The following is a 13,530-nucleotide window of genomic DNA, read 5'->3' on the forward strand; positions in this document are numbered from 1 at the left end:
TTCCCGCTCACCAGGACTCCCGCACCATGTCAGATCAATTCGATGTCATCGTCATCGGCGGCGGCCCCGCCGGCTATCACGCTGCGATCCGCGCCGCCCAGCTCGGCCTCAAGACCGCCTGCATCGATGCCTGGGCCGGCAAGGACGGCAAGCAGGCGCTTGGCGGAACCTGCCTCAACGTCGGCTGCATTCCATCCAAGGCGCTGCTGGATTCTTCCCGCCAGTTCTGGAATCTCACGCACGGATTCGAGGTACATGGCATCAGCGCCGGCAATCCGAAAATCGATGTCGCCGTCATGGTCGGGCGCAAGGAAAAAATCGTCAAACAGTTCACTGGCGGCGTGGCCATGCTGTTCAAGGCCAACAAGATCGCCACGTATTTCGGCACCGGCAAGCTGCTCAAAAACCGCCAGGTCGAGGTCACCGCCGCGGACGGCGGCAAGCAAATGCTGCGAGCCACCAATGTGGTCCTCGCCACCGGCTCGGTGCCGATCGAGCTGCCGTTCGCGAAGTTCGATGGCAAGTACATCATCGACAACGCGGGCGCACTGGAACTGTCCGCCGTGCCCAGGCGCCTCGGCGTGATCGGCGCCGGCGTGATCGGGCTGGAACTGGGCAGCGTGTGGAAACGCCTGGGCAGCGAGGTGACCATCCTCGAGGCACTGCCGGATTTCCTCGCCGCCGCCGATGCCGACATCGCCAAGGCCGCCGCACGTGAATTTGCCAAGCAGGGCCTCAATATCGAGATGGGCGCCAAGTTGTCCAAGGCCGAGGTCAAGGGCAACGAGGTCCACCTGACCTACACCGGCAAGGACGGCGAGAAAAAAATCGTGGTCGACAAGCTGCTGGTGGCAGTGGGCCGCCGCGCCTACACCACCGGCGCGCTGGGCGAGGGCACTGACGTCAAGCTCGACGAACGCGGGCGCGTGATTGTGGACGAACACTGCTGGACGGGCGTCGAGGGCGTGTGGGCGGTCGGTGACTGCGTGCGCGGCCCGATGCTGGCGCACAAGGGCTTCGAGGAAGGTATCGCCGTGGCCGAGCTCATTGCCGGCAAGGCCGGACACGTCGATTACGACATCATCCCCTGGGTCATCTACACCGAGCCGGAAATCGCCTGGGCCGGCAAGACCGAGGCACAGGTCAAGGCCGAGGGCATCCCCTACAAGACCGGCAGTTTCCCGTTCGCCGCCGTGGGCCGCGCGGTCGCCATGAACGAACCAGCCGGCCTGGTCAAGGTCATCGCCCACGCCGAAACCGATCGCCTGCTCGGCGTGCACATGGTCGGCGCCAATGTCTCCGAGCTGATCGCCGAGGCCGTGGTGGCCATGGCGTTCAAGGGCTCCGCCGAAGACTTGGCGCGCATCATCCATGCACACCCGACACTGAGTGAAGCCGTGCACGAGGCGGCGATGTCCGTGGACAAGCGCGCCATCCACCGCGCCAACTGAAATCAGGATGATTTCATCCCGCGCAGGCCATGGATGGCCGGCGCCGCGGGATCCATGATGAGAAAGCTGATTTCATCCCGCGCAGGCCATGGATGGCCGGCGCCGCGGGATCCATGATGAGAAAGCTGATTTCATCCCGCGCAGGCCATGGATGGCCGGCGCCGCGGGATCCATGATGAGAAAGCTGATTTCATCCCGCGCAGGCCATGGATGGCCGGCGCCGCGGGATCTGCCGTATCTGCTGACGACCACGGGCCGGATGACAAGGCGATGCAATGCGACCGTTTCAATGCTTTTCGTATCCACAGCGATGCATCGGGTTATCGCGCGGGCTTCGAGCACATCGGTCTCGACGACCTGACTCCGGGCAATGTCACCGTACGCGTGGCCTGGTCTTCGGTGAACTACAAGGACGCGCTGGCCGCGACTGGCAGGGGCAAGATCCTGCGACGCTTCCCGCTGGTCGGCGGCATCGATCTGGCCGGGCATGTGGTGGACTCTTCCGATGCGCGCTACCGATCCGGGGACGCGGTACTCGTGACCGGCTGCGGCCTCGGCGAGACGCGCGATGGCGGCTACGCCGAGTTCGCGCGCGTGGCGGCCGATGACGTGATCGCGCTGCCCGCCGGCATGACGTTGCGCGAAACCATGATCCTCGGCACCGCCGGTTTCACGGCGGGTCTGGCGCTGTTGCGCATGCAGCAGAACGGCCAGCATGCCGGTCTCGGTCCGCTGGCCATCACCGGCGCCAGCGGCGGCGTGGGCATGCTGGCGGTGGCGATCTTCGCGCGCGCCGGTTATGTCGTGCACGCCATCAGCGGCAAACCCGAGCACGCCGATTTCCTGCGCCAGATCGGCGCGACCGAGGTACTGCCACGCACGACCCTGCCCGCGCAATCCAGGGCGCTGGAATCGGTACGTTTCGGCGGCGCCCTCGATACCGTCGGCGGACCTGCACTGGCGACGCTGCTGGCCTGTTGCGCGCCCTATGGCAATGTCGCCTGCTGCGGCCTCGCGGCCAGCGCCGCGCTCGAAAGTACGGTGATGCCGTTCATCCTGCGCGGTGTCAGCCTGCTTGGGATCGCCTCGACCGACACGCCGCACGCGCAGCGCATGGCCGTTTGGCAACACCTCGCCAGCGACTGGCGTCCACATGCGCTGGAGACCGTCGCCACACGCGCAATCGATTTCGCGCAATTGCCTGGCATATTCGCTGGTTACCTCGCCGGTCAGGCATTCGGCCGTACCGTCGTGCGCGTGGCCGGCGATGCCTGAGCCGGCTTGCATCCGTTGCATCCATCACCCACTGCAATACATCAGGAGGACCCGCATGAAATGCCGCCACAAGAAGTCCGCGCTTGCGCTGCTCGCGCTGACATTGCTGCCCGCGCTGGCCTGGGCCAATGCGCCCGCGACCCGGTTGCAGCCCGGTTTATGGCAGTTCCACTACACCTCCACGGTGGAGATGGCCGGGCACGCGGTTCCGGCCATGAACCAGAGCGCGCAGCAGTGCATCAAGGACACCAACCCGGCCAAGTTGCCGTTGATGCCCAAGCTGCCGTCCAACATCAAGTGCACGGCGCCGACGCTGCAGACCAGCGACAAGGGCTACCACGTGACCATGGCCTGCACCGCCAGCGAACCCAACGGCATGGTGACCCAGTTGGATGAGGACTTCATGATCGCGCCCAGCGATGACGGCAGCCAGATCCGTTTCGATGGCACCGTGCATCAGCGCATCACCGGTTCACCGATGCCCATTCCCGCCGCGCTGGTGAAAATTTCGGCCCAAGGTCACCGCATCGGTCTGTGCCTGGCAGCGAAGCACTGATCGCACATGACCGGCACCGCATCACGTTCGATGCGGTGCAGCTGGTGTTAAGCTTTGCAGGAACTTCCTGCCCCTCGGTAACGTTCATGGCGCGTGTTCTCATCGTCGATGACTCCCCCTCGCAGCTGATCGGCCTGAAGCGGATCATGGAGAAACTCGGCCATGCCGTGATCACCGCCGAGGACGGTGTCACCGGCGTGGAAGCCGCACGTCGCGAGCTGCCCGACCTGATCCTGATGGACGTGGTGATGCCCAATCTCAATGGCTTCCAGGCCACGCGCAGCATCGCCAAGGATCCGGCCACCGCGCACATCCCGGTGATCCTGGTGACCACCAAGGACCAAGCCACCGATCGCCTCTGGGGGCTGCGCCAGGGCGCGCGTGCCTATGTCACCAAGCCGATCAATGAAACCGAGCTGGGCGAAGCCCTGCGCGAAGTGCTGGGCGGCTGAGCGATTACATCTGGCGCGCCATCAAGCGCGCGGATCGAACGTGCTGAAGGTCTTCTGCAACGCCTCGTAGGCCTTGCGCCCTGCGGCATCGTCGGCGGGCGGCGTGCGGATCAGCAGCTCGACGATTTGATCACCCGGCACCTGCCCGGGCATGCCGCGGCCCTTCAAACGCAGCCTGCGCCCGGATTGCGACCCTGCGGGCAGTTTGAGATCGACCGTACCCGCGAGCGTCGGCACCGGTACCGTTGCGCCCAGCGCCGCTTCCCAGGGGGCCACCGGCAGCGATACCAGCACGTCGCGGCCTTCCAGGCGAAACCGCGGATCGTCGCGCAGCACGACTTCCAGCAGCACGTCACCCGCGGGCTGACCGCCACTGCCAGGGTGCCCCTGCCCGCTGAGCCGGATCACCTGACCACTGAGTATGCCCGCGGGAATCTTTACCTCGAGCACACGCTCACGGTTGCCATCGCGCAAGGCGAAGCGCGTCTTGCCGCCCGTGAAGGCCGTGACCAGATCCACCTCGAGCATGGCGCGCAAATCGTGGCCGCGCCTTGCACGTGGCGCCCCTCGGGCACCCCCGTGCGCACCACCAAACAGGCTCTCGAAGAAATCGCTGAACCCCTCCTGGCCCTCGAAATCACCCGCCCCCTGGGCAGCAGGCTGCCCCCAACCCGGCGGTGGATGAAAGCTCTCGCCTGCACGGTAGCCGCCTGCACGCACTTGGTCATAAGACGCGCGCTTGTCCTTGTCGCGCAGTACCTCGTAGGCTTCGTTGACTGACTTGAAGCGCTCCTCGGCCCCGGTTTCCTTGCTGACATCCGGATGATATTTGCGCGCCAGCTTGCGGTAGGCCGACTTGATCTCGGCCTCGCTGGCGTCGGGCTTCACCCCGAGTGTGTCGTAGTAATCCTTGAACTCCATGATGCCCTCATCTTGGAACAAAAAGGCCTGCGGCAGCGCTGAGTCTGCCGCAGGCCGCATCCCGGCGCACGATGCACGCGCCGCAAATTACTCGGCTACAGCAATCCGGCGCGGCGTCGTTTCGGGACGCTTCGGGATCACGATCTCCAGCACGCCGTGCCTGCCCTGGGCGCTGATGTTGTCCGGATCGGCGCTGTCCGGCAGCGCGAAGCGACGGTAAAACATGCCGTGCGAGCGCTCGATACGCGTGAACTTGCCCTTTTCGTCCTTGTCCTTGTGCTCGGCACTGCGCTCGCCCTTGATCGAGAGGATGCCGCGATCCATGTGCACTTCGATGTTCTTCGGGTCGACGCCTGGAATATCCGCCAGGATCACAAAGCGCTTGTCTTCCTCGCGGATGTCCACGCGCGGCATCCACTGGCTGGTGACGACGTTGGATTGATCGCTTTCATCACCGCCAAAAAAGCGCTCGAACGCCTGTTTCATTTCTTCCTGCAGGCCGTTCTGGCCCGCCCATGGGGTGTAACGGGTAATGGTCATGCTCGTTCTCCTCGGGTTCATGCGGCACTGCTGCCGCCTGTTTCCGATGTAGGGATTCCGCGATCCGCTTTCAAGCAGGGCGACCGCGCGCCGCAGCTATGATGGCGGCTGCGGTGTGGCCGCAATCCCCCATCAACGGAGTACTCCCATGACCATCAAGACCGGTGATCGCATTCCCGAAGTCAGCGTCAACGTCGTGCGCAACGGCAAGACTGAAACCGTGTCCAGCAGCAGTCTGTTCAAGGGTCGCAAAGTGGTGCTGTTCGCGGTGCCCGGTGCGTTCACGCCGACCTGCTCGCTCAAGCATCTTCCTTCATACATCGACAGCGCTGAGGCATTTGCCAAACGTGGCGTCGATCTGCTGTGCCTGGCGGTGAATGACGCCTTCGTGATGCAGGCCTGGGCCGCCAGCGAGAAAGCACCGGCAAGCATCGCCATGCTGGCCGACGGCAACGGTGCATTCACCAGGGCGCTGGGTCTGGAACTCGACGCCAGCGGTTTCGGCATGGGCCTGCGCGCGCAGCGTTTTGCCCTGTACGCCGACGATGGCGTGATCAAGGTGCTGCACATCGAGGCGCCAGGCGAGTTCAAGGTTTCCGGCGCTGACGCGATGCTCGCCGAACTGACCTGAGTGCACGGCGCGCAGGGCACCTCGATAGGACCTTTCGAAGTGCCCCATGCTGAAACGCAAGCCCTAACCGATCGAGAATCGCGATGCTGACGCTGTGTGCCGTGCAACACACCGAGGGCGAATACCTCGGTCTGATGGAAGATCACTTCGAGAGCCGTGCGATACGCTTTCTTTATACGCGCCCCTTCGTTGCCGGCGGCAGCATCCCAGCCGACGTGCATGGTTTCGATGGGCTGGTTTTGCTTGGCGCAGGTCCGCGCGGTGTGGTCAGCGGCGAGATCCTGCCCAGCCTCAACGCCGAGTTGCGCCTGACGGATGCGTTCCTGCAGGCAGGCCTGCCGGTGATCGGCGTTGGCGTCGGCAGCCTGATCCTCGCCATCGCCGCCGGTGGTGGCGCGCAAGCATACCCGCTGCGCTTCAGCATCGGCGAAGCGCGACGCAGTGCTGTCGATGCCCTGGCGGGCCACTTGCCGGAGCGTTTTCCCTACGCCATGTACATGCGCGACCGCGTGCAATTGCCCGCGGATGCACGCGTGTTGGCCATCGACGAGAGCGATGCCCCGATGATCTTCCAGGTGCGTGACAACTGCCTCGGTTTCAGCGCGCATCCCGGCATCAAGTCGGGGATGATCGAGGATCTGGTCATGGAGTTCGACGAAGTCCCCGAAAACATCCCCCGGACCCTTGCGCAAATGGCCGCGCAACAGCGCGCGATTGCCGATGCCCTGAGCGAAATCATGGTCGGCGTGGTCAAAATCACCAGCCTGATGCGCTGAGCCACGCTCGCGCTCACGGCTTGTGAATTCGTAAGCCGCGAAACCTTGACATTAGCGCCACGCTCATGTTGCGGCGCCACGTGTTTACATCAGATTCCTCTGATACAACAAGCCCCGACCTGAGGCCAAATGTCGCGCCTCGCCCTGTACCAATAACGGAGACCCGACCTTGGCAAAAAAGCTCCTGATCATGCTGGTCAACACCGACCCGCGCAACGGCGAGGAACTGGGCGCGCCGTTCTTCCAGGCCTCGGTGGCCGCCGCCATGGATTATGAAGTCGAGGTGGTCTGCACCGCGACCGCAGGCCGGCTGATGAAAAAAGGCGTGGCCGAAAAACTCGTGGTCAAGGAAGGTTCGCCCAAGACCGTATACGACTTCATCAAGGAAGCCCACGAAGCCGGTGTGAAGTTCCTGTGCTGTTCGCCCAACCTCGACCTGTTCGACATGACCAAGGAGGATCTGATTCCCGAGTGCTCGGGCATCGTCGGTGGCGCCTATGTCATCGAGGAGGTCATGGAAGGCGACAACACGAAGGTGCTCAGCTACTGATCTCGCAATCCGGCCTGCACGGCTGGAGGAGTGCGTTATGACGACCGCATCACTCGCTGTTGGCGACCCGTTTGCGACCACCGAGGTCGCCACGCGCGAAAAACTCGAAGAGATTTTCGGCGACATCAAATCGCATGCGTTGTATGACCATGAGCTCTATGGCTGCCTCAACTGCGGTATCTGCACCGCCACCTGCCCGGCCGCGCATTACTACGACTTCTCGCCGCGCGAAATCGTGCAACTGCTGCTGACCGAGAATCTGGAAGGCATCTACGACGCGATGCAGGAAAAGATATGGGCCTGCGCCCAGTGCTACACCTGCGCCGCACGCTGCCCGTTCCACAACTCGCCCGGCGGATTGATCATGCTGATGCGCGAAACCGCGATCAAGCACGGCATGCAGTCGGCAAAAGATGTGCTCAAGCCATTCACGCGCGTACTGATGAAGCTGATCACCACCGGCAACCAGTTGGCCCCCAACATGATCACGGCGGATGCGTTCGCCGACTGGGGGCCAGGCATCGCGAAGATCAATGCACCGCTGGACGTCCTGCGCAAGGCCATCCCGGTACCCACCATGCACACGCTGGACACCGCCTGGGTGGTGAACATCAAGACTTCGATCGAGCTGTACACCATCTGGGAAGCTTCCGGCGTACTCGACCAGCTGGAGACCATCGACCCCAATCTGTTCGATGTGGTCACCGACATCATGGACGAGAAGCGCGACGAATATCAGGAGTGGCTTGACGAGCACGAAGCCGCCTAGCACACGTCCATTTCATCAAGTCAGCAAACGAGGTATCCCATGGCCAGCCAAGACGAAAAACCAGCGCCCGGTTACACCGGTTTCGGTGCGGAGTGGCGCCCGGTCAAGTTGAGCACCGACGAGGCACAGCGCGCCACGGCCTGGGTCGAGGCGCGCATCGATCGCCGCGAAATGCTGACGCAGAAAGATCGCGTCCAGGACGTGCGCGACATCATGTGGCAGCTCGAAAAGGACGGCGAGATCGTCGTGCACCGCATCACCGAACAGCACGAACCGGTGACCGGCAAGACCCTGTATGGATGGGACAAGCGCATCCCCACCAACCAGCTCTGGCACCACAAATCCTGCGGTCAGTGCGGCAACATCCCCGGCTATCCCAGTTCATTGCTGTGGCTGCAGAACATGCTGGAAATCAAGTATCTGGATGAGACCGACCAGACCTCGTGCACGGCGTGGAATTATCACGGCTCCGGCATCGGCAACATCGTCAGCCTGGCCGCGGTATTCCTGCGCAACTTCCATCAGGCTTATGTTTCGTCGATCTCGCAGGGCCTGCCTGCCGGCTACTACTTCCCGCTGGTGCATTGCGGCACCTCGTTCGGCAATTACAAGGAGGTGCGCGGTTACTTGCTGCACTCGGCCGAACTGCGCGAGCAAGTCAAGAAGATCCTCGGCAAGCTGGGTCGTCTGGTGGACGGCAAGTTGCTGATCCCGGAAGAGATCGTGCACTACTCCGAGTGGCTGCACGTGATGCGCGAGCGCATCGCCGAGCATCGCGTAATCGATTGCAGCAACATCCGCGCGACCGTGCATCCGGCCTGCCACGTGCACAAGATGGTGCCGGAGGACGTGCTGTACGACGACACGGTGATGGAAGGCAACCGCGTCGCCGTGTCCACCGGACTGCTGCAGACCCTCGGTGCGCAGGTGATCGATTATTCAACTTGGTACGACTGCTGCGGCTTCGGCTTCCGCCACATCATCGGCGAGCGCGAGTTCACGCGCTCGTTCGCGATCGACCGCAAGATCAAGGTCGCTGTCGAGGAGGCCCACTCCGACGTGATGATCGGCCACGATACCGGCTGCATCACCACGCTCGACAAGAGCCAGTGGATCGGCCAGGCGGTGGGCAAGGTCTACCCGCTGTCGGTCATGGCCGACTGCCAGTTCGCTGCCCTGGTCTGCGGTGCGCACCCCTACAAGCTGGCGCAATTGCACTGGCACGCATCGCCCTTCGAAGGGCTGCTGGAAAAACTCGGCATCGACTGGGAAAAATCCAAGGCCGAGTTCGAGGCGTATCTCAAGGAGGTCGCCGCGGGTCGCGTGGAAACGCTATACGACCCGAAGCGCGCCATCACATCCGGGCCTGGTTACGAGAAGCCGGTGCAGCCGGCGCAGATCGAGGTGAATTCATGACGACTCCGGTATTGGTAGTGGGTGCGGGTCCTTCCGGACTCTCGGCTGCTCACGCGCTGGCCAGCGCGGGACAAAGCGTGATTTTGGTGGACAAGGCCGACCGTCTCGGCGGCGCGCCGATCCTGTCCGGCTACGCCAAGCTGGTGCCATCGGGCGAGTGGGCCAGGGATGCCATCGGCGGCATGGTCGAACGCGTGCGCAAACACGCCAACGTGGAAATTTTCAGCGACACGCGCGTGACCCGTTTCGACGGCGAGCCCGGCGCATTCGTCGCCGGCCTGTCCAATGGACAGCAACGTGAGGTTGGCGCCGCCATCCTGTGTACCGGCTTCACCCATTTTGATTCGGTCAACAAACCGGAATGGGGCTTCGGCACCTATCCCGACGTGGTCACCACCACCCAGGTCGAGCAGATGATCTCCTCGGGCAAGGGCGTGAAGTGTCCTTCGGATGGACGCGCGCCCGATCGCGTCGCGATCCTGCTGTGCGTGGGTTCGCGCGACCGCCAGATCGGCCGTGAATGGTGCTCCAAGGTGTGCTGCACGGTCTCGGCCAATATCGCCATGGAAATCCGCGAGGCGCTGCCAAAATGCGCCGTGTACATCTACTACATGGATATCCGCACATTTGGCCTGTATGAGGACAAGTACTACTGGCAGAGCCAGGAGGAGTACCACGTCAAGTACATCAAGGCGCGTATCGCCGAGGTCACCTCGGATGGCAAACGCCTGATCGTCAAGGGAGAAGACACCCTGGTCAAGCGCCCGATCACCATTCCATTCGACATGGTCGTTCACGCGATCGGCATGGACCCGAATATCGAGAACCCCGACATCGCCAAGACCTTCGGCGTGCAACTGGAGCGGCATGGCTATCTGTTGCCTGGGCCAACCTACCGCGCCATGGGCAGCACCTCGCGCCCGGGAGTCTTCGTCGCGGGTTCTGCGTGCGGCCCGGAGACGATCGACGATTCCATCGCCCAAGGCCAGTCCGCGGCCATGGCGGCACTGGCTGCCCTGCGTGCACCCGCCACGGCGCTGGCAGGCTGAGAGCGGCGCTTGCATCATGAACCAACGCGCATCCGCAACGGAGTTGCTGCCGACACTGGACCTCAGCGGCCCCGCCTTGCGCAGCGGTTTCGAAGAGCTGGTTGCTGCGGCCGAGCCTGGTGGTGGCATCGACGTCTATCTCACCGCGCTGCAGTTCAAGTCCAGGCTGTTCGGCGAGTGGTTCCTCGGCAAGCAGAGCGCCGCGCTGGATACGCCGCGTTTCCTCGGCTTGTGCACGTTCATGCCCACGGTGCGCCGTCGCGTGGGGGCCTGGCTCGGCAGCAACGACTTCGCCGACTTGCATCGCCAGTTGCTGCTGCTGATGCAGCCTGGCACCACGGTGCAGACCCGTCTTGATGCCTTCGTCGCCGCGTTCCCGGCGGATCGAACCTGCCGCTGGGCGCGCGATCTGGCGGCCGAGGTCCTGCATTTCTGCGCCCCGGACGAAACGCCACTGATGACACGCTGGATGTGGGATGCGCAAAGCGGCAGCGGTGTCCTGCGCGAGATCTGGTTCAACGACGACGGTCGCGAGCTCGATCCGCGCAACATTTCCGACCGGCTGCCCACCTTTTTGGCGCTCAAGAGCGAACTCGAAACCTTCCTGCGCGACAACGGGACTTATCGCGACTTCGGCCTGATGCAGGACCTGCTGTGCGCGCACATCTATTCGCGTTACATCAATGATCGCGGCAGCACCTACCTGAAGGGTGACTTTGCCGGCACCGAAGACGCCATGGCGCATACGCGGCGCCTGCTCGGGCTTGATTGTTACGAGCGCGATGGCATCCGCATGAAAGTGAAACTTCCGGAAACGATGTCCGTGGCGCTCGCCACGCCGCTGCAACTCGACGCGTGAGGACGATGCATGCCGATCCATGAAAAGCACCTGATCAGGCCCGAGAATCTCGTTCGCAACGACAAGCTCGCGATCGATGGCGTCGATGTGTCTGGCGACTGGAGCACCTTCATCCAGACCCGCGTGATCACCGATTACAACGAATCCCTGCAGGAAGAGATCGCCGCCCTGCCTGGTGGCGAATTCATCCACCGCTGCTGGCAATGCGGCTCGTGCACCAACTCCTGCACGGTCAATGCGCTCAATCCGGATTTCAATCCGCGTTACTGGATCTATCTGATCCGGCTTGGAATGGAACAGGAATTGCTGCGTGACAAAGACATCATCTGGCAGTGCGTGTCGTGCAATAAATGCACCTACGCCTGCCCGCGCGATGTGGTCCCGGAGGCGGTCATGCACGCCACCGCGCACTGGCTGGAACTCAAGGGTTATGTCCCCGAAAAGCCTTCGGTCGTCTTCGACGATGTGTTCTCGGGACAGGTCTTCGCCAAGGGCAAGATCGAAGAAGGCCGTCTGATGCGCAAATTCTTCGTGCGCACCCAGCAGAAGCTGGCGCAACCTTGGCTGATCGCCATGGTCAGGGGCCTGGTCTCGCGTCTGCCCATCACCCTGCTGATGCGACTGGGCCTCGCCGGCATGGTCCATCCGCGCACGCGCAACTGGGGTCGCACACGCGACGCCATCAACGAGTATGTGGGTGAGCAGAACGCCAAGCATCGCAGCGCGCTGGGCTTGCCCGCGCAATCCACGGAGTCGCACTCATGACTGAGAAGTACCGCAAGGTTGCCTACTATCCAGGCTGTGCACTGGAAGGTACCGGCCATGCCTACAACCGCTCGACCAAGGAAGTCGGCAAGGCGTTGGGCCTGGAACTGGTCGAGCTCGAGAACTGGAACTGCTGCGGTGCGATGGAGGTCAAGAATGTCGACCCCAAGTTGCAGACTTTCCTGTCCGCGCGCAATCTGAAGATCGCCGAAGACATGGGCTTCGATACCGTGATGGCGCCCTGCAACGGCTGTTACCACAACCTCAAGAAGGCCGAGTATGACCTCAGCCATGACGCCGGCTCGCGCGAAACCGTCGCCAAGCTCGCCGCCAAGTCCGGCGACCAGCCTTATGAAGCCGGCAATGTCGAGACCATTCACGCATTGGAATGGATCCGCGACGCGATCGGCACCGACGAACTGCACAAGCGCATCAAGAATTCGCTTAACGGGCTGAAGATCGCCAATTACTACGGCTGCATGTACACCCGCCCGCGCCACATTTTCCCGGAAAAAGACAAGGGCCCTGGCTCGGAGTCGACCAGCAAGCCGCATTTCATGGACGACCTGCTCGCCGCCGCGGGCGCGGTGAATGTCGAGTTTCCGCTGAAGACAGCCTGTTGTGGTGGCGCGCACACGCTGTCGGACAGCGACACCTCGACGCGTCTGGTGCTGAACATCCTGACCACCGCCGAGGCCTGTGGCGCCGAGGTCATCGCCACGGAGTGCCCGACCTGCCACTCCGGGTTGGAGATGCATCAGATCCGCGCCGAGAAAGTGCTGGGCAAGAAGACCAACGTCAAGATCCTGTACTTCACGCAACTGTTGGGCATGGCGCTGGGCCTGTCCGCGCGCAAGGTTGGCGTGAACGAAAACTTCTCCGAATCGCGCGACCTGCTCAAGGCCAAGGGGTTGGGCTGATGGGCACCCTGCTGGAAACCGCCGAGGCCATCGAAGCCATGCCTGATGCAGCCTTTGCCGCAGACAGCGCCGCGGTGCGCAGCACCTTGCTGCATGCCGGCGAGTTCATCATGGAGCGTTGGCTGCAGGCACAGGGCATGCAGCCCACCGATGAACGGCATGAAGGCTTTCGCCTGCTTGCATTGCAGCGCCAGGCAGCCTGCGCGGACGCTACGTTCAATGCCTGCCGCGAGAGTTGCCGCGAGCTCGTTTACCAGTGCAACGTTGCCGATGCCGCCAACGACACGCACGAACGTGCGCAACATTTGCGCCTGGCGGCCAGCGTCACCAAGCACCTCGCCTTGTTCATCGATGGCAAGCTGGAAAACAAGGCACTCGGCGAATTCTGCTGCTCGTCGCGTCCGCTGCGCGCGCAGGATGCCAGCGCCGACCCTGTCGCCAGTCAAGACCAGAATTGACACGCGCCATGGCCAGCGCATGCACGCACAGTCATTCCCACCGGTTTGCCGTGCAACTCCGTTGTTCGTGGTTGCGCAAGAACAGGCCGATAACCTGATTTTGCAATTCATCGTCATGACACACCGCATCACCCATCGAGGA

At 62.9% G+C, this 13,530-nt stretch carries 16 protein-coding genes; 14 read left to right on the forward strand and 2 right to left on the reverse strand.

The features are described 5' to 3' along the window. The first annotated feature begins 26 nt into the window (after positions 1 to 26). The 4 genes from lpdA to pilH all read left to right on the forward strand — a co-directional run bounded on the left by lpdA (position 27) and on the right by pilH (position 3,734). Complete coding sequence (gene lpdA, locus Mschef_RS10350) at positions 27 to 1,451, forward strand: dihydrolipoyl dehydrogenase (protein ID WP_081128147.1); 1,425 nt, start codon at positions 27 to 29, stop codon at positions 1,449 to 1,451. Positions 1,452 to 1,721: 270 nt separating this feature from the next. Next, positions 1,722 to 2,726 carry a YhdH/YhfP family quinone oxidoreductase gene (locus Mschef_RS10355; RefSeq protein ID WP_081129962.1) on the forward strand — a complete coding sequence of 335 codons (1,005 nt, stop codon included), beginning with the start codon at positions 1,722 to 1,724 and terminating at the stop codon, positions 2,724 to 2,726. Positions 2,727 to 2,781: 55 nt separating this feature from the next. Then, positions 2,782 to 3,282, forward strand: coding sequence for a DUF3617 domain-containing protein (locus tag Mschef_RS10360; protein WP_168708966.1), 501 nt, complete (start codon positions 2,782 to 2,784; stop codon positions 3,280 to 3,282). Positions 3,283 to 3,368: 86 nt separating this feature from the next. Continuing rightward, on the forward strand, positions 3,369 to 3,734 hold the full coding sequence (gene pilH / locus Mschef_RS10365; protein ID WP_081129963.1) for a twitching motility response regulator PilH: 366 nt from the start codon (positions 3,369 to 3,371) through the stop codon (positions 3,732 to 3,734). Positions 3,735 to 3,755: 21 nt separating this feature from the next. Here pilH and Mschef_RS10370 read toward each other — a convergent pair whose 3' ends face one another. Both Mschef_RS10370 and Mschef_RS10375 read right to left on the reverse strand, forming a co-directional pair. Continuing rightward, entirely contained in the window at positions 3,756 to 4,655 is a 900-nt protein-coding gene (locus tag Mschef_RS10370) for a DnaJ C-terminal domain-containing protein (protein ID WP_081129964.1), read from the reverse strand. 87 nt (positions 4,656 to 4,742) lie between these two features. Further along, the gene (locus Mschef_RS10375) at positions 4,743 to 5,195 is read right to left on the reverse strand and encodes an Hsp20/alpha crystallin family protein (protein ID WP_081128151.1); all 453 of its coding nucleotides are present in this window, start codon (positions 5,193 to 5,195) and stop codon (positions 4,743 to 4,745) included. Between the two features lie 148 nt (positions 5,196 to 5,343). On the opposite strand from Mschef_RS10375, the gene Mschef_RS10380 reads away from it, so the two are divergent. The 10 genes from Mschef_RS10380 (at position 5,344) to Mschef_RS10425 (ending at position 13,388) form a co-directional block, all read left to right on the forward strand. Continuing rightward, a complete protein-coding gene (locus tag Mschef_RS10380) occupies positions 5,344 to 5,826 on the forward strand; it encodes a peroxiredoxin (RefSeq protein WP_081128153.1) in 483 nt (160 codons plus the stop codon). Positions 5,827 to 5,909: 83 nt separating this feature from the next. Continuing rightward, complete coding sequence (locus tag Mschef_RS10385) at positions 5,910 to 6,602, forward strand: type 1 glutamine amidotransferase family protein (RefSeq protein ID WP_081128155.1); 693 nt, start codon at positions 5,910 to 5,912, stop codon at positions 6,600 to 6,602. 169 nt (positions 6,603 to 6,771) lie between these two features. After that, a complete protein-coding gene (locus tag Mschef_RS10390) occupies positions 6,772 to 7,152 on the forward strand; it encodes a DsrE family protein (RefSeq protein WP_081128157.1) in 381 nt (126 codons plus the stop codon). Between the two features lie 37 nt (positions 7,153 to 7,189). Then, a complete protein-coding gene (locus tag Mschef_RS10395; protein ID WP_081128159.1) occupies positions 7,190 to 7,921 on the forward strand; it encodes a 4Fe-4S dicluster domain-containing protein in 732 nt (243 codons plus the stop codon). Positions 7,922 to 7,960: 39 nt separating this feature from the next. Further along, positions 7,961 to 9,337 (forward strand): heterodisulfide reductase-related iron-sulfur binding cluster, encoded by a 1,377-nt coding sequence (locus Mschef_RS10400; protein WP_081128161.1) that lies wholly within the window; start codon positions 7,961 to 7,963, stop codon positions 9,335 to 9,337. Then, the gene (locus Mschef_RS10405; protein ID WP_081128163.1) at positions 9,334 to 10,386 is read left to right on the forward strand and encodes an FAD-dependent oxidoreductase; all 1,053 of its coding nucleotides are present in this window, start codon (positions 9,334 to 9,336) and stop codon (positions 10,384 to 10,386) included. Before Mschef_RS10400 ends, Mschef_RS10405 begins: the two co-directional genes overlap by 4 nt. A 16-nt stretch (positions 10,387 to 10,402) precedes the next feature. Further along, positions 10,403 to 11,245: a hypothetical protein gene (locus Mschef_RS10410; RefSeq protein WP_081128165.1), complete on the forward strand. Its 843-nt coding sequence runs from the start codon at positions 10,403 to 10,405 to the stop codon at positions 11,243 to 11,245. Between the two features lie 9 nt (positions 11,246 to 11,254). Next, on the forward strand, positions 11,255 to 12,010 hold the full coding sequence (locus tag Mschef_RS10415) for a 4Fe-4S dicluster domain-containing protein (protein WP_081128167.1): 756 nt from the start codon (positions 11,255 to 11,257) through the stop codon (positions 12,008 to 12,010). After that, a complete protein-coding gene (locus Mschef_RS10420; protein ID WP_081128169.1) occupies positions 12,007 to 12,930 on the forward strand; it encodes a CoB--CoM heterodisulfide reductase iron-sulfur subunit B family protein in 924 nt (307 codons plus the stop codon). The genes Mschef_RS10415 and Mschef_RS10420 overlap by 4 nt, the downstream gene beginning before the upstream one ends. Then, positions 12,930 to 13,388, forward strand: a complete 459-nt coding sequence (locus Mschef_RS10425) for a hypothetical protein (RefSeq protein ID WP_081128171.1) — start codon at positions 12,930 to 12,932, stop codon at positions 13,386 to 13,388. Before Mschef_RS10420 ends, Mschef_RS10425 begins: the two co-directional genes overlap by 1 nt. Positions 13,389 to 13,530: the final 142 nt, after the last annotated feature.

This window comes from Metallibacterium scheffleri (assembly GCF_002077135.1).
GTDB classification, from domain to species: domain Bacteria; phylum Pseudomonadota; class Gammaproteobacteria; order Xanthomonadales; family Rhodanobacteraceae; genus Metallibacterium; species Metallibacterium scheffleri.

Bases quoted from the DNA above. Each gene is read 5' to 3' on its own strand.
- lpdA (WP_081128147.1), top strand. From the start codon at position 27: ATGTCAGATCAATTCGATGTCATCGTCATCGGCGGCGGCCCCGCCGGC.
- Mschef_RS10355 (WP_081129962.1), top strand. From the start codon at position 1,722: ATGCAATGCGACCGTTTCAATGCTTTTCGTATCCACAGCGATGCATCG.
- Mschef_RS10360 (WP_168708966.1), top strand. From the start codon at position 2,782: ATGAAATGCCGCCACAAGAAGTCCGCGCTTGCGCTGCTCGCGCTGACA.
- pilH (WP_081129963.1), top strand. From the start codon at position 3,369: ATGGCGCGTGTTCTCATCGTCGATGACTCCCCCTCGCAGCTGATCGGC.
- Mschef_RS10370 (WP_081129964.1), bottom strand. From the start codon at position 4,655: ATGGAGTTCAAGGATTACTACGACACACTCGGGGTGAAGCCCGACGCC.
- Mschef_RS10375 (WP_081128151.1), bottom strand. From the start codon at position 5,195: ATGACCATTACCCGTTACACCCCATGGGCGGGCCAGAACGGCCTGCAG.
- Mschef_RS10380 (WP_081128153.1), top strand. From the start codon at position 5,344: ATGACCATCAAGACCGGTGATCGCATTCCCGAAGTCAGCGTCAACGTC.
- Mschef_RS10385 (WP_081128155.1), top strand. From the start codon at position 5,910: ATGCTGACGCTGTGTGCCGTGCAACACACCGAGGGCGAATACCTCGGT.
- Mschef_RS10395 (WP_081128159.1), top strand. From the start codon at position 7,190: ATGACGACCGCATCACTCGCTGTTGGCGACCCGTTTGCGACCACCGAG.
- Mschef_RS10400 (WP_081128161.1), top strand. From the start codon at position 7,961: ATGGCCAGCCAAGACGAAAAACCAGCGCCCGGTTACACCGGTTTCGGT.
- Mschef_RS10405 (WP_081128163.1), top strand. From the start codon at position 9,334: ATGACGACTCCGGTATTGGTAGTGGGTGCGGGTCCTTCCGGACTCTCG.
- Mschef_RS10410 (WP_081128165.1), top strand. From the start codon at position 10,403: ATGAACCAACGCGCATCCGCAACGGAGTTGCTGCCGACACTGGACCTC.
- Mschef_RS10415 (WP_081128167.1), top strand. From the start codon at position 11,255: ATGCCGATCCATGAAAAGCACCTGATCAGGCCCGAGAATCTCGTTCGC.
- Mschef_RS10420 (WP_081128169.1), top strand. From the start codon at position 12,007: ATGACTGAGAAGTACCGCAAGGTTGCCTACTATCCAGGCTGTGCACTG.
- Mschef_RS10425 (WP_081128171.1), top strand. From the start codon at position 12,930: ATGGGCACCCTGCTGGAAACCGCCGAGGCCATCGAAGCCATGCCTGAT.